Origin of the sequence: Collinsella sp. AM40-7AC (assembly GCF_003468125.1) — a bacterium.
Lineage (GTDB): Bacteria > Actinomycetota > Coriobacteriia > Coriobacteriales > Coriobacteriaceae > Collinsella > Collinsella aerofaciens_O.
The window spans coordinates 146,545-169,608 of record NZ_QSGK01000002.1; the positions used below are offsets into that span (position 1 = coordinate 146,545).

At 61.0% G+C, this 23,064-nt stretch carries 16 protein-coding genes; 5 read left to right on the forward strand and 11 right to left on the reverse strand.

Going from position 1 to position 23,064, the window contains the following annotated elements:
• Window positions 1-102: 102 nt before the first annotated feature.
• From DW892_RS02395 to DW892_RS02405, 3 genes are all read right to left on the reverse strand, one after another.
• Window positions 103-1,566, reverse strand: coding sequence for an amino acid permease (locus DW892_RS02395; RefSeq protein ID WP_117765412.1), 1,464 nt, complete (start codon window positions 1,564-1,566; stop codon window positions 103-105).
• Between the two features lie 153 nt (window positions 1,567-1,719).
• Window positions 1,720-2,175, reverse strand: a complete 456-nt coding sequence (locus DW892_RS02400) for a hypothetical protein (protein ID WP_117765414.1) — start codon at window positions 2,173-2,175, stop codon at window positions 1,720-1,722.
• 3 nt (window positions 2,176-2,178) lie between these two features.
• On the reverse strand, window positions 2,179-5,187 hold the full coding sequence (locus tag DW892_RS02405) for a glycoside hydrolase family 2 TIM barrel-domain containing protein (protein ID WP_117765416.1): 3,009 nt from the start codon (window positions 5,185-5,187) through the stop codon (window positions 2,179-2,181).
• A gap of 376 nt (window positions 5,188-5,563) precedes the next feature.
• Here DW892_RS02405 and DW892_RS02410 point away from each other — a divergent pair, with 376 nt between their 5' ends.
• Window positions 5,564-6,580 (forward strand): LacI family DNA-binding transcriptional regulator, encoded by a 1,017-nt coding sequence (locus DW892_RS02410; protein WP_117640050.1) that lies wholly within the window; start codon window positions 5,564-5,566, stop codon window positions 6,578-6,580.
• Window positions 6,581-6,822: 242 nt separating this feature from the next.
• Here DW892_RS02410 and aspS read toward each other — a convergent pair whose 3' ends face one another.
• Complete coding sequence (gene aspS, locus DW892_RS02415) at window positions 6,823-8,610, reverse strand: aspartate--tRNA ligase (protein WP_117640048.1); 1,788 nt, start codon at window positions 8,608-8,610, stop codon at window positions 6,823-6,825.
• A gap of 256 nt (window positions 8,611-8,866) precedes the next feature.
• On the opposite strand from aspS, the gene serB reads away from it, so the two are divergent.
• The 4 genes from serB to DW892_RS02435 all read left to right on the forward strand — a co-directional run bounded on the left by serB (window position 8,867) and on the right by DW892_RS02435 (window position 11,944).
• A complete protein-coding gene (serB, locus tag DW892_RS02420) occupies window positions 8,867-9,502 on the forward strand; it encodes a phosphoserine phosphatase SerB (protein ID WP_117640046.1) in 636 nt (211 codons plus the stop codon).
• 114 nt (window positions 9,503-9,616) lie between these two features.
• Window positions 9,617-10,399: a nickel pincer cofactor biosynthesis protein LarB gene (larB, locus tag DW892_RS02425; RefSeq protein ID WP_117765418.1), complete on the forward strand. Its 783-nt coding sequence runs from the start codon at window positions 9,617-9,619 to the stop codon at window positions 10,397-10,399.
• 10 nt (window positions 10,400-10,409) lie between these two features.
• On the forward strand, window positions 10,410-11,402 hold the full coding sequence (locus DW892_RS02430; protein WP_117765420.1) for a LarC family nickel insertion protein: 993 nt from the start codon (window positions 10,410-10,412) through the stop codon (window positions 11,400-11,402).
• A 2-nt stretch (window positions 11,403-11,404) separates the two neighbouring features.
• Entirely contained in the window at window positions 11,405-11,944 is a 540-nt protein-coding gene (locus DW892_RS02435; RefSeq protein ID WP_117765421.1) for a TetR/AcrR family transcriptional regulator, read from the forward strand.
• Between the two features lie 323 nt (window positions 11,945-12,267).
• Here DW892_RS02435 and larD read toward each other — a convergent pair whose 3' ends face one another.
• The 7 genes from larD to DW892_RS02470 form a co-directional block, all read right to left on the reverse strand.
• Window positions 12,268-12,999, reverse strand: a complete 732-nt coding sequence (gene larD, locus DW892_RS02440) for a D/L-lactic acid transporter LarD (protein WP_117765423.1) — start codon at window positions 12,997-12,999, stop codon at window positions 12,268-12,270.
• 49 nt (window positions 13,000-13,048) lie between these two features.
• A complete protein-coding gene (gene larA, locus DW892_RS02445) occupies window positions 13,049-14,326 on the reverse strand; it encodes a nickel-dependent lactate racemase (protein ID WP_117647964.1) in 1,278 nt (425 codons plus the stop codon).
• Window positions 14,327-14,791: 465 nt separating this feature from the next.
• Window positions 14,792-17,605 carry a phosphoenolpyruvate carboxylase gene (locus DW892_RS02450; protein ID WP_369831972.1) on the reverse strand — a complete coding sequence of 938 codons (2,814 nt, stop codon included), beginning with the start codon at window positions 17,603-17,605 and terminating at the stop codon, window positions 14,792-14,794.
• Window positions 17,606-17,863: 258 nt separating this feature from the next.
• Window positions 17,864-19,177, reverse strand: coding sequence for a histidine--tRNA ligase (gene hisS / locus DW892_RS02455; RefSeq protein ID WP_117765427.1), 1,314 nt, complete (start codon window positions 19,175-19,177; stop codon window positions 17,864-17,866).
• 171 nt (window positions 19,178-19,348) lie between these two features.
• Window positions 19,349-20,653: an MFS transporter gene (locus tag DW892_RS02460; protein WP_117765429.1), complete on the reverse strand. Its 1,305-nt coding sequence runs from the start codon at window positions 20,651-20,653 to the stop codon at window positions 19,349-19,351.
• A 3-nt stretch (window positions 20,654-20,656) separates the two neighbouring features.
• Window positions 20,657-21,955: a M20 family metallopeptidase gene (locus DW892_RS02465; protein WP_117765431.1), complete on the reverse strand. Its 1,299-nt coding sequence runs from the start codon at window positions 21,953-21,955 to the stop codon at window positions 20,657-20,659.
• 116 nt (window positions 21,956-22,071) lie between these two features.
• The gene (locus DW892_RS02470) at window positions 22,072-23,055 is read right to left on the reverse strand and encodes a DMT family transporter (RefSeq protein WP_117765433.1); all 984 of its coding nucleotides are present in this window, start codon (window positions 23,053-23,055) and stop codon (window positions 22,072-22,074) included.
• Window positions 23,056-23,064: the final 9 nt, after the last annotated feature.

Genomic DNA, 23,064 nt, shown 5'->3' on the forward strand with positions numbered 1-23,064 from the left:
GGTCCAAAACCATGCCCCAAAACACAAAAGGAGGGGCCTCGTAAGGCCCCTCCTTAGGAAAGGGAATCGATTTATTCCACAGCCGTAGATTAATCCTAGCCGCTACTCCATCATGTCGAGGACGGAGGGGCGAAGCTCGTTCTCGGCGGCCTCGGGATCGGTCTCGCGCAGGCGGTTGATGTAGCGGTTGTACCACATCACGGCAAGGCCCAGGAAGACAACTACACCGCCAACGTTGTAGACCAGCGTCAGCCACAGAGGCTGATCGAGCGGAATGGTGCCGCAGATAAGCACGAAGCAGAAGACAACGAGCAGGAAGGCGGCAATGACCAGACCGAAGGTGCGCGAACCCATACGGAAGTCGCGGGGCGCAGCGTCGAAGTTCTTGCGCAGCATAAAGTAGGCAAGCAGAATCAGCAGCGGCGGGAGCAGAGCGGTGGCAGCCGTCATGTTGGTGACGATCATGAGCAGGTCGTCTAGGTTGCCGGAGCCCAGGGCCGGGATGATCAGGATGGGGACGACGATGGCGAACTGCAGCCGGGCAGCGCGGGCAGGAATGCCGTGCTCGTTGAGCTCGACGATCTTGCTACCAAAGACGCCCTTGGGGATCTCGGTGAAGAAGACCTTGATGGGAGCAGAGGTCCACATCATGAGGGAGCCCAGCGTGGCGGCAAGAAGGATCAGGCCAATGACGCGCGTGGACACTTCCATGGGAATGCCAAAGTGGGCAAAGACAGCGCCGAATACGTCGAAGATACCGGTGGAGATGGCAACGCCGCCCTCGGGAATGAACAGGTTGACCAGCAGCGAAGCGCCTGCATACAGAAGGCCGATGGTCAGGCCGGCGATAACGACGGTGCGCACGAAGGCCTTGACGCCACCCTTAAGGTCGTTAAGGAACACGCCGACAGACTCAGCGCCGCCAACGCCCTGGATGATCCAGGCAAGCGTACCGAAGAAGCCCCACATAGTTGCGAAGTTGCTCGTGTCGGGAGCCATGTTAGCGGGGGTAGGAGCCGTAGCGAACTCGACGCCGCCAAAGGCAGCAGCCAGGGACAGCAAGATGAACACGGCAGTCAGGCCGAGAGCCGCGGTCGAGCCGAAGGAGGAAATGGAGCCGATCCACTTAGCACCCTTGGTCGAAACCCACGTGGCGATAGCAAAGACGACGATCTCGATAATGGTGATCCACAGCTGCGAGAGCTCGGCATTGGCACCAAAGAACACGTAGCTCGCGTAGATGATGACGTTAGGCAGGACGGACGCAAAGTAGAACAGGTTAACGAACCAGTAGCTAAATGCCGTCAGGAATGCCCAGCGACCGCCCATCGAGGTCTTGACCCAGGCGTACACGCCCGACTCGGAGTCCTTGTTAAGGCCGACGAATTCGGCGGTAACCAGGGTATAGGGGACAAAGTACAAAAGCGTAGCGAAAAAGAACGACGGCGCAGCTGCCAAGCCGATGGCCGCGTTGTTGTTGATGATGTTCTTGATACCGAACACGGCGGCGACCGTCATGCCCAGCAGAGCGAACGAACCAATCGTTCCTCGTTTTTCAGAGCTCATAAGCCCTCCCAATCATCCGTTATATCTCATCTAAAACCGTCCGGACTGCAAGCGCAATCGTGGACGGCGCACCTGCTAAGGGGAATGGGGAAAAGGGAGTCAACAAAGCCATCCCCCTTAACGGCGCGAAGCAAACGTCCAAACGGACGAATACTACTTGTTGGGGAAGGAATAACCTTCAACCGTCACGTGCAGTACCACGACGCGGGAATCCGCGGCATCGGCCACGACACGGTAGGCCTCGTCAATTTCGACGACGGCAACGCCGCCGGCGGGAATCGTCACGGTCTCCCCCGCACCCTCAAAGCGCTCGCGATCATCGATATCGCTGTAAGCACGGATGCAGGTGAGGTCTGCCTTGGGGGCAACCTCGACGGTCAGGTCGCCGTCGAGCGGAGCGAGCACGGCATGGTAGCGACGGTGACCGACCAGATCGGCGGTAGCGGCCTCGCGGGCATAGACCCACCAGTACACCAACGAGTCGCCGATGGAGTAAGCCACGTCGTGCTGCAGGTCGGCAACGCCATCGAGCGCCTGACCGGTGCGCATCCACTTCTTGACGGACTTCATCTGAGCGTCGAAATCGGCGCGCGAGTTAAAGACATGCATGACTTATGCCTCCTTAATGGGTGCCAGCGCCTGAGCCAGATCGGCAGACGTCAGCGGTCGCAGGGACACCTCAAAGCTGAAGCTCTCAAAACGGGTGCGGTAGGAATCGAGCACCTCGGAACCCCAAGAGTTCGAACCAAGGCCGAGCAGCTGGTCGTTGATATTGACCGTAACCGTGTCGCCCTTGACAAGGTCGTAGACGTGCTTGGCGTTATCTATAGCCTCGCAGCTATAGGGCCATGCCGAGAACGAGAACGGGTTGGAGGCGGCGTCGCTCGGACGCGTCACGACCAGACCGTCACCGTGGCTAGAGCGCAGGGCGACCCAACGGGTGCCCTCGCGGTTAGCACAATCCTGAGGCATAACGTAGGGCGTGAACATGTCGTCGACCGTAGTGCGGTAATGACCGACCGGGTTGGCGCGCAGCGAGTCCGGATAGTTCTCGCCCGGGCCGTGGCCATACCACTCGACGGCACGATCGCAACCGGGGACCTCGAAGGAGATGCCGATGCGCGGGATGATATCCGAGTAATCGCCGTAGGGCTCGCCGGAAACCTTGAGGTCGACTCGACCGCTCGGAAGCACGGTGTAGACGAGCTCGACGCGCATGCCGAACGCGCGGACGGGAGGAGCGATACGCTGGCTCACGGTAACGACGACCGCATTGCCATCCTGCTTCCAAGAAACCTTGCGGGTAGACGTCTGCATCACATCGATGAAGTTGTCCTTCCACAGTGAGTCATACTCCTGGGCATGGTTATCGACGAGCGGATGCCAAAAACCAACCTGGGGACCAGAGGCCATGACGTCGCGGCCGGATGCCTTCCACTCGCTCACGGTACCGTTGACTTTGCTGAAGGTCAGCTCGCCGTTGAGGGAGTGGATGCGGATCTCCTGCTCGGTCTCCTCAACCGTAAGCTCAGGACGAGCGGGGGCCACGATGGTCGGCGCCGGATGGTTTGCGATGGCAAACTGGCTAGCGCCCAGCTGGAACATCGGCTCGCACCAGACGTGAGCGGCCATGGTGTAGGCGCGCACGGTCAGCAGGGTCTCGCCCACTGCGGCCTCGCGAATCACCAGTGGCAGCTGGACGGACTCGCCGGGGGCAACCGCGCCGGGCATGAGCGTCTTGCGGCAGACCACGTCGCCGTCCACCAGGGTCTCGGCCGACAGGCAGACATCCTCGAGGGTGGTGAACCAACGCTTGTTGGTGACGGTCAGCTCGCCTGCCTCGGCGTCATAAGCCATGCGGACCGGGCAGATAACCTGGCCGTACTCGGTAAGGCCCGGACTCGGCTGCTGCCAGGGGAACACCATGCCATCGATGCAGAAGTTGCTGTTGTTGGGGTAATCGCCGTTGTCGCCACCATACATATCGTAGGCAACGCCGTCCTCGGTCACAGCAGCCAAACCGTGGTCGCACCATTCCCAAATGAACTGGCCCTGGATGCAATCCCAACGATCGAAGACCTCCTGGTACTCGGACAGGCCTCCGGGACCATTGCCCATGGAGTGACCGTACTCACAGTTGATGCGCGGCTTGGGGAATGGGTGCTCGCCAAAGTCGTTCATCTGCGAAACACGGGAGTACATCGTGGAGATAACGTCGACGGTATCGGCGTTGCGGTCCTCCTCATAATGGACCGGACGATCATCGAGCTCGTGAGCCTTGGCGTACATCGCGCGGATGTTGCAGCCATAGCCGCTCTCGTTGCCCATCGACCACATAATGATGCAGGCGTGGTTGCGCTCCTGCATCACCAGGCGCTCAACACGGTCAACGTAAGCCGGCTCCCAGGCAGGGTCGTCGGTGACCAGGGCGATATTGCCGATATTCTCGAAGCCGTGGCTCTCCATATCGGTCTCGGCGACCAGCATGATGCCGTACTCGTCGCACAGCTCGTAGAAGCGCGGATCGTTGGCGTAGTGGGACGTGCGCACCGCGTTGATGTTGTGCTGCTTCATGAGCTCCAGGTCGCGGCGCATGCGCTCGAGACCCACGGCGCGGCCCTTGTGATCGTCGTGGTCGTGGCGGTTGACGCCATGCATCTTAAAGTAGGTGCCGTTGAGGTAGATATGATTGCCCTCGACCGTCACCTCGGCAAGGCCTTGGCGATGCGGAACGTACTCGCTGACCTCGTCGCCGTCGTAGACCTCAAGCGTAAGGTCATAGAGGAAGGGGTCCTCGGGGTTCCAGAAGTGGGCATCGGCAACGCTGCACTCGGCATGGCCGTCGACGCACTCGCCCGTAGCGACCACATTCTGGCCATCGCTGAGCGTATACACGACGCGACTTGCGCCCTCGGCAACCGTATCGAGCGTGATCAGAGCGGCATCGCCCTCGCGGTGCGTGCGGAACCTAAAGTCGACCAGATGCGCGGCGGGACGCTGCATGAGGTACACATCGCGGAAGATGCCCGATGCCCACCACATGTCCTGGTCCTCGATGTAGCTACCATCGCTGTACTGCAGAACCTTGACCGCAAACAGGTTGTCGCCCTCGACGAGCGCGTCGGTCACGTCAAACTCGGCGGACAGGCGCGAACCCTTGGTCATGCCGATAAACTTGCCGTTGACATACAGCTCGCCGTAGCTCTCGATACCGTCGAAGCGAATAATCTCGCGAGCGCCGGCAGGCACGGCGGGAAGTTTGACGATGCGCTGGTAGACGCCCGTAGGGTCGTCGGAGGGAACGAACGGCTGATCCACCGGGAACGGAAAACCCTCGTCGGTGTAGGCAAGGTTGCCATAGCCGTCTACCTGCCACAGGTGCGGAACCTCCACGTGATCCCACTCGGGCTTGTACGTGCAAAGTGCTTCGTTGGAGACGGCCGCGGGGCCCTCAAAAAGGCGGAACTGCCACGAGCCGGACAGCTGGACAAATCCGCGCGACAGCTCGCGGCTGTACGTAGCGGCGAGATCGGCGGCCTCATAACCCATAAAGTACGCATGGGGTGCCAGGCGGTTCCTGTGGGTGAGCGCTTGGTTTTCCCAATCGTTAATGGCGTCCATGGTGATGCTCCTTCGTCATCGTAGTGCTTCTTTGTGCAACCGGTTGTCCTTATCTTACGGGCGGTACAAAAATCTGTGCAACCGGTTGTCCGCCGAACGGTCGATTTTGTCGGATTAACGGTGCAACCGGTTGTACAACCATGCTACTTATGTCACCCTAAGCTTAGGTGCACAGCACGGGGCATCGTTCTTGAACTCACAGGCAACTGTCGCGCCTGCCTATGTCTCGCCCATACATGCCGTGCTCAGTCGCAGTTTGATTGCAAAACGACACCGGTCACCGGATACCATGGACGCCGTTCACGCGCGCTATAGTAATCTGTATCCGCATTAGCCTTTATCGATAGCCCACCGACCCAATTGCACAGGAGACGCCATGACCCAACCAGCACGCACCGCACCCACGCTTGCCGAGGTTGCTGAAGCTGCCGGTGTTTCGCGCTCCACGGCATCGCGCGCCCTCAACGACTCCCCCCGCATTAGCGAGGAAACTAAAAAGCGTGTCCGCGCAGCGGCGAAAAAGGTTAACTTCGTTCCCAACGCACGCGGCCGGGCGCTCGCCGTCGGACGCACGGAAATTATCGCCGTGCTGGTTACCGAGCCTTTGAGCGAGCTGTTTAGCGATCCCACCTACAGTGAGTTTTTAAGCGGCATTACCGAGGAACTTTCGGAGTCGTCTTACTTGCCCGTGATCTTGCAGGCATCTTCCTCGCATGAGCGCAACCGCGCACGCGAGCATTTTGAGCGCCGCTCGTTTGACGCCGTCATCGACGTCTCGCCCTACAAGGGCAGTGAGCTGCTCGAGGTGCTGCGCGAGCTGGGCGTACCCACTGTGTTATGCGGCCAGCTCGAGGGCCATCCCTATCGCGACGTGTTCTCGACGGTCTACTCCGACGACGAAGAGGGCGGACGCTTTGCGGCGCTCGCTATGAAAGATCGCGGACGCAAGGACATCGTTGCCGTGCTGGGGCCGCAGGATAACCCCGCCGTCATCGACCGCCTTCGCGGCTACCGTGCAATTTTGGGCGAAAGCCTTCCGGATGAAAATGTCATCTATACCGGATGGAGCAGCGGAGACGGCTACCAAGCCACGCGGCGGTTGCTCGCGCGCGAAATACGTGCCGACGGCGTGCTATGCGGATCGGACCGTATCGCAACCGGCGTTATCGCCGCATTCAACGAAGCAGGAATTAGCGTACCCAAAGACGTTTCGGTCGTGGGCTTCGATGACCACGAGGTCGCAGCTCGCAGCGTCCCCGCGTTGACGACCATTCGTCAGCCGCTTCGCGAGGAAGGCCACATGGCCGCAGGCATTGCGCTCGATATGATCAATGGCGCCGTACCCACCACCACCGTCATGCACATGCAGCTCGTTCAGAGAGACTCACTGTAGGAAACTGGGCCGGGCTTTCCGCTAGGCTGCTTTAGCGGAAAGCCCGGCCCATTCCGAACGCCGATTCTGGGATGTACTTTCCGCCAGAAGCTCAACCGGAAAGTGCGACCCGTTATTTGGCTGGATTCTGGGTCGCAGTTTCCGCGACGTCCGGTCACCCTATGCCCTCGCAACCTCGGCGTATAAAAAACGAGGGAAAGCACACGTCCTTCCCTCGTTGCAAGCAATATGTAGCCGCTTGCCTACATCAGGCGCAGGCTGACGTCCTTGAGCTGGGCGCCGGAAACGGCACTCGGAGCGCCCGACATGAGGTCGGAGCCGCTGGCCGTCTTGGGGAACGCCATGACGTCGCGGATGGAGTCGGAGCCGGTGAGCAGCATGCACACGCGGTCCAGGCCCAGAGCGAAACCGCCCATCGGGGGCGCACCAAACTTGAGGGCCTCCATGAGGAAGCCAAACTGAGACTCGGCGCGCTCCTCGGTGAAGCCCAGGAGCTTGAGCATGGACATCTGCATCTCGGCGTTGTGGATACGCATACCGCCGCCGCCGGCCTCAAAGCCGTCCATGACAAAGTCGTAGGTGCAAGAACCGGCTGCCAACGGGTCGGCCTCGATCTTGGCGATGTCGGTCTCGGTCGGCAGGGTAAAGGGCTGGTGCTCGGCTGCATAGGCCTTGCGGTCCTCATCCCAGTGGAACAGCGGGAAGTTGACGACCCACAGGAAGTCGTGGCCCTCGCGCTTGATCTCAAGCGCGTTGGCCATGTGGGAACGCATGCCGCCCAGGATCTCGTCGGAAAGCAGGCGCGGGCCGGCGGCGAACATCACAAGGTCGCCGGGCTCGACATCCATGCGCTCGCGCAGAGCCGCCATCTCCTCGTCCGAGAAGAACTTGACGATGGGGCTGTTGATGGAGCCGTCCTCGCGGAAAGCGATCCACGCCAGACCCTTGGCGCCAAACGTGGAGGCCACGCCGGCAAGCTTATCGATCTTGGCACGTGCCCAGGCACCGGCGCCCTTGGCGTTGATGGCCTTGACGACAGAGCCCTCCTCGTTTGCCGCAGTCGCAAAGACCTTGAACTTGGAGTTGGCAAAGATGTCGGTCAGGTCGACCAGATGCATGCCATAGCGGGTATCGGGCTTGTCGGAGCCATAGGTGTCCATGGCCTCCCAGTAGTTCATGCGACGCAGCGGCGTGGGCATCTCGACACCCATGCGGCCGAAGGCATCGGCCAGGACCTCTTCGAGCGCGCTCATAACGTCGTTCTGGTCCACGAAGGACATCTCGATATCGACCTGAGTGAACTCGGGCTGACGGTCGGCACGCAGGTCCTCGTCGCGGAAGCACTTGGCAACCTGATAGTAGCGCTCGACGCCACCGACCATAAGCAGCTGCTTCAGGAGCTGCGGGGACTGCGGCAGGGCGTAGAAGTTGCCCGGCTGAATACGGCTGGGAACGATGAAGTCACGAGCGCCCTCGGGCGTGGACTTAAACAGGGAGGGCGTCTCGACCTCCATGAACTCACGGTTGTGCAGCGCCTCGCGAATGGCAAAGGTAAAGTCGGAGCGCAGCTTGAGGTTGGCCATCATCTCGGGACGACGGAGGTCCAGATAGCGATAGCGCAGACGGGTGTCCTCGCTGGTCTCGATGCCGTCCTCAATCTGGAACGGCGGGGTGACGGACGTGTTGAGCACCTCGGCGTGGTCGGTCAGGACCTCGATCTCGCCGGTCGCGAGCTTGGCGTTGGTGGTCTCCTCGCCACGGGAGCGCACGACGCCGTGGATCTTGATGGGCCACTCGGGACGCATGGTCTCGGCGATCTTAAATGCGTCGCCGTCAGAGTGCTCGGGGTCGAAGGTGAGCTGCGTGATGCCCTCGCGGTCACGAAGGTCGCAGAAAATAAGGCCGCCGTGGTCACGGCGACGGCTCACCCAACCGGTGAGGGTGACCTCTTCGCCCACGTTCTCGCGGCGAAGCTCGCCGCAGGTACGGGTGTGCATGGAATGCTCGTCGATGGGACGGGTCTGGCTCATACCAGTGATCCTCCTTTATGGATCTGTGCCGCCCCGTGTCGTTCCGGGCGGCGTCGTACAGATTTGCCCAGCCTGCGTAAACCGCGCAGCCAGACATGGCGTTCTATCTTATCGCACCTGTGTCGATGTGCCGCGGAAAAGTAGTTCTCGCCCAAAGACTTGACGGAGACGAAACAATTGACGCGGCCTGGCCGTCGCCAAGGCGCGCCGCGTGCGACAATGTGCCCCAATACAACTGCACTCGGAAAGGCCCGCCATGACTGCACGCCTCATCGTTATGGATATCGACTCCACGCTCATCAACCAGGAGGTCATCGACCTGTTGGGCGAGGAGGCAGGCGTGGGCGAGCAAGTTGCGCGGATCACCGAACGCGCCATGCGCGGCGAGCTGGACTTTAAGCAAGCGCTCGAGGAGCGCGTGGGGCTGCTCGCCGGCCTGGACGAGAGTGTGTTCGAGCGCACCTTTGAACGCGTGACATTTACCCCCGGCGCGCTGGAGCTTGTGCGTTCGGCACACAGCAAGGGCTGGAAGGTCGGCGTGGTAAGCGGCGGCTTCCACGAGATCGCTGACAAGATCGTAGCCGCCGCGGGTATCGATTTTTGCCTGGCCAACCGCCTGGAAGTCGTGGACGGCAAGCTCACCGGTAAGTTGGCTGCCGGCATTGTGACCAAGGAGTCCAAGCTCATCCAGCTGCTGGACTGGGCAGTTGAGTGCGGCGTCGATATGGCCCATACCGTCGCGATCGGCGACGGCGCCAACGACATCCCCATGATTCAGGCCGCGGGCACGGGCATCGCGTTTTGCGCCAAGCCCAAGACGCGCGAAGCTGCCCCGTTTGCCATCGACGAGCGCAACCTGATGCTCGCCATGGACATCATCCTGCGTGACTAATCGATCCGTCTAACAATTGAATCAATCCGTCCTATAGTTTCCGAACAATTTTGTCTTAGTGTTCGGAAACATACCCTTTGAGTGCTAGACTTTGCGCCGTCGAAGGGAACATATATGGATAAGCGAGATCTAGAGCAGCTGCTGAGCGATGTTGCCGGCGGATCAGTCACCCCCGCCGACGCCCTTACGCGCATCCAGACGGCTCCGACCGCCGATTTGGGCTTTGCGCAGCTCGATCTTTCGCGCGGGGTGCGCCAGGGAGCCGGCGAGGTTGTCTACGGTGCGGGTAAAACCGCCAAGCAGATTGCCGCCATTATCGAAGCGCTGCGCGATGCCGGCCAGGAGCGCATCCTGGTCACGCGTTTGGACGCCAAAAAGGCCGCCCGCACCTCGGAGCTTCTCGGCAACGGCATCGACCTGGGATATGTCCCGGACGCCCAGCTCGCCCTGGTGGGCGGCAAGCCCTCCCCCACCGGCAACGGGCGCATCGTTGTCGCCTGCGCCGGCACGAGCGACCTGCCCGTCGCCGAAGAGGCGGCACTGACGGCCGAGTTCTACGGCAACGAAGTCGATCGCCTCTACGACGTAGGTGTCGCCGGCCTGCACCGCCTGCTTGCGCATGCCGAGGAACTTGCCCAGGCGCAGGTGGTCATCGCCATCGCCGGCATGGAAGGCGCCCTGGCGAGCGTCATCGGCGGCCTGGTAAGTTGCCCGGTCATCGCCGTTCCCACCAGCGTGGGCTACGGCGCGAACTTTGGCGGCGTGGCCGCGCTGCTCGCCATGCTCAACTCCTGCGCCAGCGGCGTCTCGGTCGTCAATATCGACAACGGCTTTGGTGCCGCCTACCAGGCAAGTCTTATCAATCATCTGAGCGCCGGCACGCCCTGCGCCCGCTAAGGAGCATCCTATGTCCAACCATCAGCACACGCTTATCATCGACGGCACCTCGGGCATCAGCGGCGATATGACCGTTGCGGCCCTGCTCGACCTGGGTGCCAGTGAGGAGCACCTGCGCGAACAGCTCGCCACGCTGCCGGTCGATGGCTTTTCGATCGCCGTCACGCGCGTAAACAAGCACGGCATCGATGCCTGTGACTTTGACGTTCAGCTTGCAGAGGAACTCGAGAACCACGATCACGATATGGCCTGGCTCTACGGTAATGAGGCTGCTGTCGAGCGCGAGCATGAGCATATGCATATGCACGAGCACGAGCACGAGCACGAGCATGAGCACCATCATCACGACCATGTTGAGCACGACCATGTTGAGCACGACCATGTTGAGCACGACCATGTCGAGCACGACTACTGCCACGAGCACGACCATGGGGAGCACGGTCATGGCCACGAGGGTCACCATCACGCCCACCACCATCACCACCGTTCTTTGGCGGACGTCACCGCCATTATCGATGGCTCGCAGCTAAGCGATGGCGCCAAGCGTCGCGCCCTCGCCATCTTTACCGCACTCGCCGCCGCCGAGGCCAAGGCCCACGGCAAAACGCCCGAGACCGTCATGTTCCACGAGGTGGGCGCCGTCGACTCCATCGTCGACGTCTGCTCTGTCGCCATCTGCCTCGATGACCTGGGTATTGAGGACATCGTGGTTGAGTCGCTCTCCGAGGGTCACGGCACCATCCGCTGCGCCCACGGCCTCATGCCCATTCCTGTGCCCGCTGTCGCCAACCTGTGCCAGGCGGGCAATATTGCCCTCACGCCCGCACCGGTCGCCGGTGAGCTCGTGACGCCCACGGGCGCCGCCATCGTCACCGCGCTGCGCACATCCGAGCATCTTCCGGCCCGCTACTGCATCGAAGCCGTCGGCTACGGCGCCGGCAAGCGTCCCTACGAGGGCTGCTCCGGTACGCTCCGCTGCCTGCTCGTTCACGCGGACGCATAGCCATGGATGCCCGCAAGGCAAAAAGCCGCGCCGCCATCGTTGCGGCGTTCTCCGAGCTGCTGCGCGAAGAGGACTACGGCAAGATCACCGTCGGCGACATCATCGCTCGCGCCCATGTGGGTCGCGCGACGTTCTACGGCCTCTTCAAGAGCAAAGATGACCTATTGTCCGAGCTCGTGAGCGACATCTGCACCCACGCCCTCGATGACGATGGCGCACCGCTCGACGACCCACTCGTGCAGGTCGAGCATATTCTCAACAATCTATGGGAACGTCGCCAGGGCGTCCGAGCGCTGGTAGCCGGCGCCGGATCACGCGTCTTCGCCGACTGCCTCCGCAAGACCATCATGTCGCGCGCAGCCGAAACCGTCCCCATCGACCCCACAGGCCCCGCCGGCACCATGGACCGCAGTTTCTTACTCCACCACATAGCCTCAAGCTTCGTAGCCACCGTCCAATGGTGGGCCTGGCACAACTTCCAAGCCAACAAATCCAACGTAGCCAAAGACTACCTCTCAGCCATACAGCCCCTCTTCACCTAACTTAAAACTCTTATCCCAAAGTCCCGCTCCCAACCCAAAGTGTCGCCCCAGCTCAAAGCACGATCCATTTCAAAGTGTCGACAGCAGAGCAACGCCCCTACCAGCAACAAGCCCCTCCCATCCAAATTCAGATATATATGTTGGCTTGCTTGTTCCAACGCGACCAGGATCCCGCAGCCGTCCGCATGGGGCAACTTCCCAGCGCATTCCGCAGGACGAAAGAACCCCCGCCGCAGTTCAGTGCGCAGCGGGGGTTCTTTCATGTCCGAGGACGCGCTGGGAAGTTGCCCCATGCGGACAGCGGACAACTATGTAGCCTCAGACTAGAACATGCCCAAGAAACCATGCACAAACAACGCAGCCACGATGGCACCGACAAACGGAGCGATGCCAGGAACAAGCAGGCCGTACTTCCAGTTGTTGTCAGCCTTGTTCTTGATCGGCAGCACCTGATAGGCCATGCGAGGACCAAGGTCACGAGCCTGGTTCATGGCGAAGCCGGTGATGCCGCCCATGCCCATGCCAACAGCCCAAACGATCAGGCCGACGCAGATTGCGAGCATCAGAACGTTCTCGCCGGCGCGGCTAGCGGCAGCAAGGATGGCGCTGATGAACACGAAGGTGCAGATAGCCTCGCAGAAGAAGTTACGAGCATAGTTCGTGCCCTCGGTGGTGGGGTTGGTCGAGAAGATGTTGCGCTGGGCAATGGGGTCGACGACGCCCTCGGAAGCCTTGAACTCATCGGCATACATAAACCAAGCGATCACGGCACCCACAAAGCCGCCGAGCATATCGGCAAGCATGAAGGGGATGCAGTTGCCCCACGGCACCAGGCCGACGATGCACTGGGCAAGCACCATGGCGGGGTTCATGCACACAGCGCCACCAAAGACAAACAGGCAGACCGAGATGCCAAAGGACCAGGTGGTGATGGCAAACATATGGCCGGAGCCCTGATACTTGGTGCCCTTGAGCACGGTATCGCAGTGAACGCCCACGCCAAAGACGATCATGAGGGCCGTTGCGCCGAATTCGCAGAGGAGTTTGGTAAGCATAAAACCTTATCTTTCTTGTCGGTTATAAACGATTCGTTTAAGCCGCGCACTAGTGCTGTGCGACAACAACACCCAGGCCATCGGGGATGACGGCGACCTTGGCATCGGCACCCTTCATCTCAAAGGCGAGCTTGAGCGCTTCCTCGATAGTGTTGACCGGCGTCATGTGCATATCCTTGAGCATCTGGTGATCGCACAGGTCGGTGACCATGATCACAGGGTGATGCGCCAGGATGCGGGCAAAGATCTGGCTCGTCCACTGATCGGGCAGGGTCTCGTCCTTAGGACGATCGATGCAGGCACGCTCAAACTCTGCCGGATCGTTGTCGGCGATGTTGTGATAGAAGCCCTCGCCGCCGTGACCGTCGGCACAACCGGCGACATCGATAATCACGCCACCCTCGGGAAGCGTGGCCTCGGCAGCGCACATGCCCTTCACAGCCTGATAGATGTTCTGATCGAGGGGGTAGCCGCCGTTAGTGGTAATGGCGATCTCGCACTCGACGGGCTCAACGCCGGCAAGGCTCTTCACGAACTCGCAGCCAGCCTCGTGCGCCTTGTGGATGTCGCCGGCAAAGGAGCCAATGACCTCGTGCTTGCCGTTGAGCACCACGTTGAGCACAAAGGCAAGGTGAGCCATCTCGGCGGCGGCAAACATGTCCTCGCTCACGTGGTTGTGGCACAGGTTGCCGGCACGCGAGTGGGAATCGTTCACAAACTGACCGTTGTGGTTGTACATGATGGTCTTGTAGCTGGCGATGCCAGGCAGGACGGACTTGCGGCTACCAGAGAAACCGGCAAAGAAGTGCGGCTCAATAAAGCCCTCGGCAAGCAGCAGATCGCAATCGGCCGCGATCTTGTTGATGATGCACTCGCCACCAGAAGGCAGGGTGCCGATCTTTTTCATCATGCTGTCGTCAGTCGCGACGTGCATAACGATTTCTTCGTTGGCAACGATCTCCTCGCCGTACTTGTTGACGAGCTCCTCGTGCGTCGACGGACGATGCATACCCGTAGCAACCAGAATGCGAACGCGCGCCTCAGGCGCAGCGGAATGGATGTGATGCAGCAGAATAGGCATCGTCACACGCGAGGGAACGGGACGCGTATGATCGGAGCTAATGATGACAATATCCTTCTTGCCAGCACAAAGCTCCTCGAGCGAAGGCGAGCCGTAAGGGTTGGCAAGCGACTCCTCCACCAGCTCTTCCTGCGATTTCGTGGTCTTAAACTCGTTTTGATGACCTTCCATCACACCCGCGAAGTTCTTATCCTCGAGTTCCAGATGCAACGTCTTGTGGTCAAACGGCAGTTCACATTCAAACAATGACGAGCGCCCTCTTCCTTTCAACTGACACACTAGATAAACCGTTGGAAGGATACGCCGCTCACCGAAAAACACCACCGTCTACCGACTCATTAACACAACGTTCATATTTGACCCACAACAAAACGGCCACGATCCCAAACGGAACCGCGGCCGCTACAGTCGTAAGTCGAGAAGCGCCACATGCATCTCAATCCCGATCGATAAGACGCGAGGCGCGAAGCGCCAAACGCGCCGCCGGGACAAACCCCATCCAAAACGCGCAAAGCGCGCCATTATTCCCCCAGCCAGTAATCCACCGAAGACCGGACATCGTAGGGCCCGCCATCAGCTTACTTTTAGGCACACTCCGCAGGACGCAAGAAGCCCTCGCCGCACGAAGTGCGCAGCGAGGGCTTCTTGCATGTCCGAGGACGTGCCTAAAAGTAAGCTGATGGCGGGCCCGGACGACTACAGGGCTATCGATTACCCCGTGTTCTGCAATCCTGCCGAGACGCCGGTCACAGTCGAAAGAATCAGGCTCATGTACTCGGCCTTCTTCTCCTCGGCCATCTCGTCCTGGTTCATGCGCACCTCGCGAAGGGCGCGGACCTGGGCGATGGACAGGGCGTCGACGTAGGGGTTGCGCACGCGAACAGCGCAGCCAAGCACGCGGCGGCGCTGCAGCGGCCACTCGTCACCGACGATGGCAAGGACCCACTTACGGGTGAGCTGCATCTCGGTGAAGACCTTCTCGGACAGATCCTGGCGATCGCCCAGGTGCAGGTACATCTTGGCGATGCGCTGATCGGTCTTAGCGATCGACATCTCGATGTTGTCGATAAAGGTGCGGAAGAACGGCCACTCCTGGTAGGCAGCCTTGAGCTGGTCAAGATCGCCCAGCTGCTCGCAGGCGGTGCCCAAGCCGTACCAAGCGGCCAGGTTAATGCGTGCCTGGCTCCAGCTGAAAATCCACGGAATGGTACGCAGGTCGTCGAGCGACTTGGCACCCAGGCCGCGCTTGGCCGGGCGCGAGCCGATCGGCAGCAGACCGACCTCGGTCAGCGGCGTCACGGTCGAGAACCACGGTGTAAAGTCCTCGGTGTTCAGCAGGTCCAGATAGCGCTCATGGCTTACTGCGTTGAGCTTCTCCGCCATATCCCAGAACTTCTGCGTGGTCTCGGTGTTGGTCCTCTCGACGCTCGGGGCCGACTGCAAAAGCGTTGCGGCGGCAACGGACTCAACATGGCGCTGAGCCAGCGTGCGGTTGCCGTAACGGGCAAAGATGACCTCGCCCTGCTCGGTGAGCTTAAAGAAGCAGTTGACCGAACCCTTGGGCTGCGCCAGCACGGCCTTGTTGGCCGGGCCGCCGCCACGGCCCACGGCACCGCCGCGACCGTGCATGAGCACCAGGTCGATATCGTTCTTCTCGGCCCACTTGGCAATGCGCTCCTGCGCGGAGTGCAGCGCGAGCATGGCCGTGGTAGGACCGGCATCCTTGGAGGAGTCGGAATAGCCCAACATGACCTCCATGCGGCGGTTGGTCTGGGCAAGGCGCTTTTGCACCACGGGCAGCGTAAGCATCTGGTCGAGCACGTCGACGCAGCCCTCGAGGTCCTCGAGCTGCTCGAACAGCGGGATCACGTCGAGCTCGGGGACATCCTCCTCGTGTGCAAAGGACAGGTGGGCAAGCTCAAAGACGTCGGCCACATGCTGAGCGCTCTTGGTGAACGAGATGATGTAGCGGTGCGCCATCTTCTTGCCGTAGCGCTTTTGGATGGAGCCGATGGCGCGGAAGGTATCGATGACCTCGCGCGTCATGGGCTGCAGATCGCCGTGGATACCGTTCTCGTGGATATCCTTGAGGGCGCGGGCGTGCACCACGGAGTGCTGACGGAACTCCATCTCGACCATATGGAAGCCGAAGGACTCGACCTGCCAGATGATGGTCTGGACCGGGCCGTAGGCAGCACGGACGGCACCGCAGGCGGCCAGGGAGCGCTGGACGACGCGCAGGTCATCCAGGAACTCGTCTGCGCTGTGATACATGGTGTCGGTGATGCGACGAACGGTGGCGTTCAGACGGTCTGCCATGACGAGCATGACGGCGCGATGCGGCTCGTGCTCGGAGATCAGCTCGGCGCGGGCCGTGTACTGGGTGCTCATCTCGACCTGATGGTTCCACAGGTTGATGAGCTCGGCAGACGGCTTGCTGTAGGTGGCCTCGAGCGTCAGGTTGCGGCCGATGCGGCGGCACTTGTCCTCGAGCTTGAGCACCATGTGAGTGAAGTACTTGGCGGCGACCTCGCGGCTCACCTTGGCGGTGACATTGGGGTTGCCGTCACGGTCGGAACCGATCCAGCTGCCGGGATGGAAGAACGCCGGGCACAGCGGCGGCACGGTACCGGCCTTGTCGCCCAGCACCCAGTCGTCAAAACGACGGTAGATGACGGGAATCACATCGAACAGCGTGTTATCGAAGATGTCGATGATGGTATCGGCTTCCTCGACCGGCGTAGGCTTCTTAAGCGCGATGGGGCTCGTACGCACCAGGGCGTCGATCTCCTGCAGCATATGGCGCTCGTTCTCCACCAGGTCGGAGCCGCCCAGGCGCGGGCGCTCCTCCAGCAGGTTGGAGATGCGGCGAATCTTGCCCTCGACGGCCTTGCGACGGGCCTCAGTGGGATGCGCGGTAAAGACAGGGTGGAACTCAAGCTTGCCGAGCAGTTCGTTGGCGCCCTCGACGCCCATCTCATCCACCAGCTGGTGATAGGCGACGGTGAGCTCATTGGCGGGGTCGACAACGGTGTCGGTCGACGCGCCGGCCTCACGCTCGCGCAGCTGAGCCACACGGTAGTTCTCCTCCGACAGGTTTGCCAGATGGAAGAAGCTCGTGAAGGCGCGAACGATGACCTGCTGCTTATCGAGCGGCAGACTGTCGATCAGATCGACGACCTCGCGAAACGCCACGGCGGTGGGCTCGTCGGCGGTGGGCACGCCCTGCTCGTCGACGGCCTCGTCGGCAGCACGGGCACCGGGGTTTCCGGCGTTGGCCACAATCTCTGCCGTCAGGATCTTGTCGAACAGGTCCGCGATCTCGGGATCATACTCGCTAAGCACACGGCGCTCCAGGCGCAGGAACAGCGCCAAGTTGTCGCGCAGCTCCTCGGGGATCTCGATCTCGGCGAGACGCTCCCTGGACTCGGCATTCGAGCCGATTCGGTTAACGAGGCGGTTGACCACGGCAGCGACGCGCGCCGCGGCTTCGGGTACAGACTGGTTGCTTAGGTTCTCAGCCACGTTTCCTCCCATTCCTCCTTCTATGCACGTAACATGCGGTATTCATTATAGGCGCTTGAGAAATACTTTCGACACTGATTGCGCTTTACCACACAAAAGTATTTTCTGCATTGCAAGGGTTTTTGCTCTAAATGGTCGTATTTCTCGGTGGACGGCATACACAAACGGGGGCATTCCGCATAAATGCGAAACACCCCCGTAACAATCGCTCGCAATGGACGGGACACCCAAGCGGGCCCGCAGCTCAAGAATCATGCGCTACAGGCGCTCGCGAACCGCCTCGACCACGTTGGCCAGATCGGCGAGGACCTCGTCGTGGCTCTGCATGTCGCGCACTTTGACCTTGCCGGCGGCAAGCTCGTCGCCGCCCAGGACCAGGATGAGTTTGGCGCCCACCTTGTCGGCCTGCTTAAACTGGGCCTTGAGGGAGCGACCCTGATAGTCAGCCTCGGTCACGATGCCTGCGGCGCGAAGCTCCTGCGTAATGGCAAAAACGTTCTGACGCAGCTCCTTGCCGGCGTTGGCGACATACACGCACGGGGCTTCCTCGGCACCCAGGTCGCTACCAAAGGCCTGCAGGGCCAGCAGGGCGCGCTCAAAACCGACGGCAAAGCCGACGCCTGCCGTGGGCTTGCCGCCCTCGAGCTCGACCAAGCCGTCGTAGCGGCCGCCGCCGCCGATGGAGCCGACGCCGGCGCCGGGGGCCTCGACCTCAAAGACGGTACGGGTATAGTAGTCCAGGCCGCGCACCAGGGTGGGATCCTCGACATACTCGATGCCTGCGGCATCCAGATAGCGCTTGACCTGCTCGTAGTGCTCGCGGCACTCATCGCACAGGTTGTCGCCCATCAGCGGGGCCTCGGCCATGATCTCGCGGCAATGGTCGTTCTTGCAGTCGAAGGCGCGCAGCGGGTTAAGTTCGGCGCGCTCGCGGCACTCGTCGCACATCTCGTCGGCGTGATCGAGAATGAACTGCTTAACCTGCTCGCGATAGGCCGGACGGCACTGGGCGTCGCCCATTGAGTTAATGAGCAGGCGAAGCTTGGAAAGATCGAAGCCCAGGCGCTTGTAGAACTCCATAAGCATAATGATGCACTCGGCGTCTGCCGCCGGATCGGGAGCGCCAAGCCACTCGATACCTACCTGATGGAACTGACGCAGACGGCCCTTCTGGGGACGCTCGCCACGGAACATGGCCTCGGCATAGTAGGCCTTAAACGGCGTAGAGCCCTGAGGCACCAGGTTGTTCTCCACGACGGCGCGCACTACGCCGGCCGTGCCCTCGGGACGAAGCGCCAGGCGCTGCTTTGGCTTGAGCTTGGTGTCGATGCCCTCGGTAAAGACGCGCTCCAGGTTTGCGCCGCTAAACACGCGGAACATCTCCTTGCGCACGACGTCGGTCGACTGGCCGATGCCGTGGACAAACACGTCCACCTGCTCGATCGAGGGCGTCTCGATGGGCTTAAAGCCAAACGGCTCGAATACGCCGGCGGCAATCTGCTGCATCTTTTGCCAGGCGCGCATCTCGGCGCCGATAAGGTCGCGGGTTCCCTCCGCTTTCTGTGCCTGCATGGGCAAACACCTTTCTTTTGTATCGCGTCATAGGTAGTGGACATTATACGGCACAAACACAAACAGCGGCGGCGCGTCTGACCGAACGAGGGTATGGGGACTCGTTCGGCCAGACACGCCGCCGCGGTAGCCACGGACGAAGCGGACAAGCGGCAATGCGCTTTGGCCTATCTACTCCCCCGCCACGCTTGCGCGCAGCTTGGCGGCGATGGGCTCGGATGCCAGCAGGAACACGAGCATGACCACGGAGCACGCCAGGCACACGATCCAGGTGCTCGCAAAGGAGCCCGTGGCATCGAACAGCACGCCCGAGACGATAGCGCCCACGGTGCCGCCGACCATCTCGAGCGAGGTAATGGTGCCCGTGACCTTACCGAGGTCGGCCATGCCAAACTGCTTGGACGCGGCGATGGTAGGCGTGATGGTGCCCATGCACGTTCCAACACCAAAGCTCACAGCAGCGACAATAGGACCGAGGTCCGTCGTCGGGAAACACAGCGCCACGCAGGCGATAATGCACGCAACGGAGCCAAGGATATTGCCAAAGCGCAGGCCAAAGCGGTCATAGATCGCACCGAGCGAAATCTTGGCGATAACGACGGTAACCATGTAGGCCGAAAGCACGGTGCCTGCCCACATGGGGTCGTGGCCGCCCGTGACGATCTTGGCACCGTTGACGGTAACACTCGTCATGTTGGTAACCTGGTTGGGCAGGATGGCGCCATTGACCAAGCCCATAAAGAGGAAGGCGACGACGAGCAGCCAAAATGCCGGGCTCTTCTTGATACGAGACCAGCCGACGCTAACCTCGGGGGCTGCCTTCTCGTTCTTATCACCCGTGGCAGAAGCAGACGGGTCGCCTGGATTCTCGCCGAGCGGCTTAAGACCGATCTCGGAAGGCTTGGTGCGGAAGGAATAGGCCGTGACGGGCAGCGCCGCCACCATGCAGATAGCCGCGAGCACCAGGAAGGCGGAACGCCAGCCAACGCTCACGATGAGCGAGCTCACGATGGGAGACAGAATAGCGCCGCCAAAGCCCGAGCCCGAAAGTGCGATGGAGATGGCAAGGCCTCGCTTGGCCGTAAACCAGTTGGCGGTCACCAGGCTGATGAGCAGGCGGGTCGAGGCGACGGCAAAGCAGCCCGAGACGGCAAAGAGCACGTAGACCTGCCACAGCTCACCGACAAAGCTCATACCGGCAAGAACGGCAGAGGTGGCGATTACAGTGAGGGAGCCCAAAACGCGGCCGCTTACTTTATCGGCGACATGGCCAATGACAAGCGAGCCGATAACGCTCACCACGGTGGAGATGGCGTTGGAGATGTTGTACTGCGCAAGCGTGATGCCCAGGTCGCTTACGATGAGCGGCTGAAACAGGCTCATGCAGTTAACGAAAATCGTGTAGCACGTGGCCATGATCACAAAGCCGGAGGCCACCACGAGCCAGCCGGGGAAAAATTTACGTTGCTGGGACATGGATTACTCCTTGTGGTCCGCAATGTATCCGAGAGCGACGGCGGCATAAGCCGCGGCGCCGAGGGGAAGCTCGGCATCGTTAAAGCGCGCCTTGGGATGATGCTGGGCAAAATGCTCGTCCGTATCGGTCACGGCCGCGCCCACCGTAAAGTACGCACTTGTGATCTCGCTCGAGATAAGTGCGAAATCCTCGCTCGCCATGGCGTGGAATAGCGGCAGGAAGGCAGCCTTGGGCAGCACCGCGCCCACGTAGCCAAGCGAGGCCTGGGTCATATCGCTGTCGAGCACGAGCGGCGGAACGTCCGAAAGCGTCTCGATGGTTGCCAGCGTACGATATGTTGCGGCAACGCCGTTGACGACCTCCGCGATGCGGGTCTTAAGGTGAGCCATGAGCTCGACATCGAAGCCGCGCAACGTTCCCTCGAGCACGCAGGTGTCGGGGATGACGTTGGCCGCCAAACCGCCAGCGAACTTACCCACGGTAAGCGCGACCTCCTTGGCCGCCGGCACCTCGCGAGAGATAAGCTCCTGAAGCGCCAGGTGCACATGCACGCCGGCCGTGATGGGGTCGATGCAGATCTCGGGGCTCGAGCCATGGCCACCCTTGCCCTGCAGCGTGATGCGGAAACCGTACACGCCCGAGAGCGCCGGACTCCCATAGAGCACCAGGCCGAGCGGCGACTGGCTATTGACATGCATGGCAAAGGCGGCCTGGGGACGCGGGTTCTGCAGCAGACCGTCGGCGATGGCGGCGCGGGCACCCTCAAAGGTTTCCTCGCCCGGCTGGAACAGCAACTTAACTGTGGCGTTAGCGTCGACAAGCTCGGACTCGCGGGCCTTGAGCAAACGGGCCGCGCCGAGCAGCGCCGTCGCATGCATATCGTGGCCACAAGCGTGCATGCAGCCGTTGGTGGAAGCGAAAGGCTCGCCCGATTCCTCGACAACGGGCAGGGCATCCATGTCGCCGCGAAGCATGATGACCGTACCGGCCTGTTCGTCCGTGCAGACGCCATTGCCCTGGGCCGCGGCGGCACCGGCGCCGACAAGGCCCACAACACAGGAACCATCGACGAGCGTGGCAAATGGGATTTCCATCTCGGTCAGGCGCGCTTGAATATACGCGGAGGTCTGCGGGAGGCTATTACCCAGCTCGGGCATCTGGTGTAAATCGTGTCGCCACACAGCGAGCTCGTCTGCAAAAGCCTGAGCTTCTGCAACGAGACCGTCACCGATAGCGGCCTGCGCCGCTGCGGTGGCCTTGGGCGCTGATTGCGGTTGAAGATCGGACAGAGCTGGTGCCATAAATGCCCTCCAGTAACGTTTTTGCAGCAAGCACTTTGATAGCGTAAAGTGCAAGGTACAACTTTAAGGGCGACGCATAAAAAATGCCGCCCCGAGAGGGCGGCGCAACAAGTTGTTTACAATTGCGGGCGCGGCTTTTTGCGCAAAAAATCGAAGTGAGTCTCGCTCAAGATAATCGACAGGAAGATAAGCACGAAGCCGGCGAGCAGGCGCGAGGTGAGCGCCTCCCCCATCAGCAGCACCGAAAACAACACGCCCGAAGGCGACTCCATCGAAAGAAGCAGTGAGCCCGTCGAGGCGGGGACATGCGCCAAACCGACGTTTTGGACGAGCAGCGCCGCGCATGTGCAGCCCACCGAGAGGAAAACAGCCACACCGATAAACTCCGGCGTCCATGCAGAGAGGGGCGCCTGAGTCTCGAATAGCAGCGACGTGATTAAACTCAAAACGCCATTGCCCACAAACATCCAAAACGTGATGACGTTGATGTCCATCTTGCGACCGTACTTGGCAGTCACCGCCATCTGGATGGCGAAGAAGATCGCGCCGCCCAAGGTAATAACATCGCCGGCATTGAACTCGACGCTATCGAGCGCTACCAGGCCAATACCCGCCAGGCACAACAACGCTGCACCCAGGTTATACCGGGTAAGCTTTTCACCGCTCAGGACATAGCTTGCAAACGGCACAAGGATGCAATACGTGCCGGTCAAAAAAGCGCTCTTGCCCGCCGTGGTCTGTGCCAGGCCGATCGTCTGCAAACCGTAGGCACCCCACATGAGCGCGCCCATGCCAAGCCCGACGATCAGGTTGCGGGCATTGAAATGAGCGATGATGCGCTTATGGAAAATTGCAAACATAACCAGTGATGCCGGGAGAAAGCGAACATAGACCAGCTCGAACACCGGAATGGTGTCGAGTGCGTCCTTCATAGTGGTAAAGGAGTAGCCCCAGATAATCGCCACCGAAAGCAGTAGAACTTTCCAGAACAACGGCGAGCGTGCGCCGGCACCCCGGGGAATACCACCCGCGCCCAAATCCTCACGGGCTACAGGGCTATCGGGCATGTTTTCGATTTCGTTGGCAGCGTATTGGGCCATGGAACATCC

Bases quoted from the DNA above. Each gene is read 5' to 3' on its own strand.
- DW892_RS02395 (WP_117765412.1), bottom strand. From the start codon at position 1,566: ATGAGCTCTGAAAAACGAGGAACGATTGGTTCGTTCGCTCTGCTGGGC.
- DW892_RS02400 (WP_117765414.1), bottom strand. From the start codon at position 2,175: ATGCATGTCTTTAACTCGCGCGCCGATTTCGACGCTCAGATGAAGTCC.
- DW892_RS02405 (WP_117765416.1), bottom strand. From the start codon at position 5,187: ATGGACGCCATTAACGATTGGGAAAACCAAGCGCTCACCCACAGGAAC.
- DW892_RS02410 (WP_117640050.1), top strand. From the start codon at position 5,564: ATGACCCAACCAGCACGCACCGCACCCACGCTTGCCGAGGTTGCTGAA.
- aspS (WP_117640048.1), bottom strand. From the start codon at position 8,610: ATGAGCCAGACCCGTCCCATCGACGAGCATTCCATGCACACCCGTACC.
- serB (WP_117640046.1), top strand. From the start codon at position 8,867: ATGACTGCACGCCTCATCGTTATGGATATCGACTCCACGCTCATCAAC.
- larB (WP_117765418.1), top strand. From the start codon at position 9,617: ATGGATAAGCGAGATCTAGAGCAGCTGCTGAGCGATGTTGCCGGCGGA.
- DW892_RS02430 (WP_117765420.1), top strand. From the start codon at position 10,410: ATGTCCAACCATCAGCACACGCTTATCATCGACGGCACCTCGGGCATC.
- DW892_RS02435 (WP_117765421.1), top strand. From the start codon at position 11,405: ATGGATGCCCGCAAGGCAAAAAGCCGCGCCGCCATCGTTGCGGCGTTC.
- larD (WP_117765423.1), bottom strand. From the start codon at position 12,999: ATGCTTACCAAACTCCTCTGCGAATTCGGCGCAACGGCCCTCATGATC.
- hisS (WP_117765427.1), bottom strand. From the start codon at position 19,177: ATGCAGGCACAGAAAGCGGAGGGAACCCGCGACCTTATCGGCGCCGAG.
- DW892_RS02460 (WP_117765429.1), bottom strand. From the start codon at position 20,653: ATGTCCCAGCAACGTAAATTTTTCCCCGGCTGGCTCGTGGTGGCCTCC.
- DW892_RS02465 (WP_117765431.1), bottom strand. From the start codon at position 21,955: ATGGCACCAGCTCTGTCCGATCTTCAACCGCAATCAGCGCCCAAGGCC.
- DW892_RS02470 (WP_117765433.1), bottom strand. From the start codon at position 23,055: ATGGCCCAATACGCTGCCAACGAAATCGAAAACATGCCCGATAGCCCT.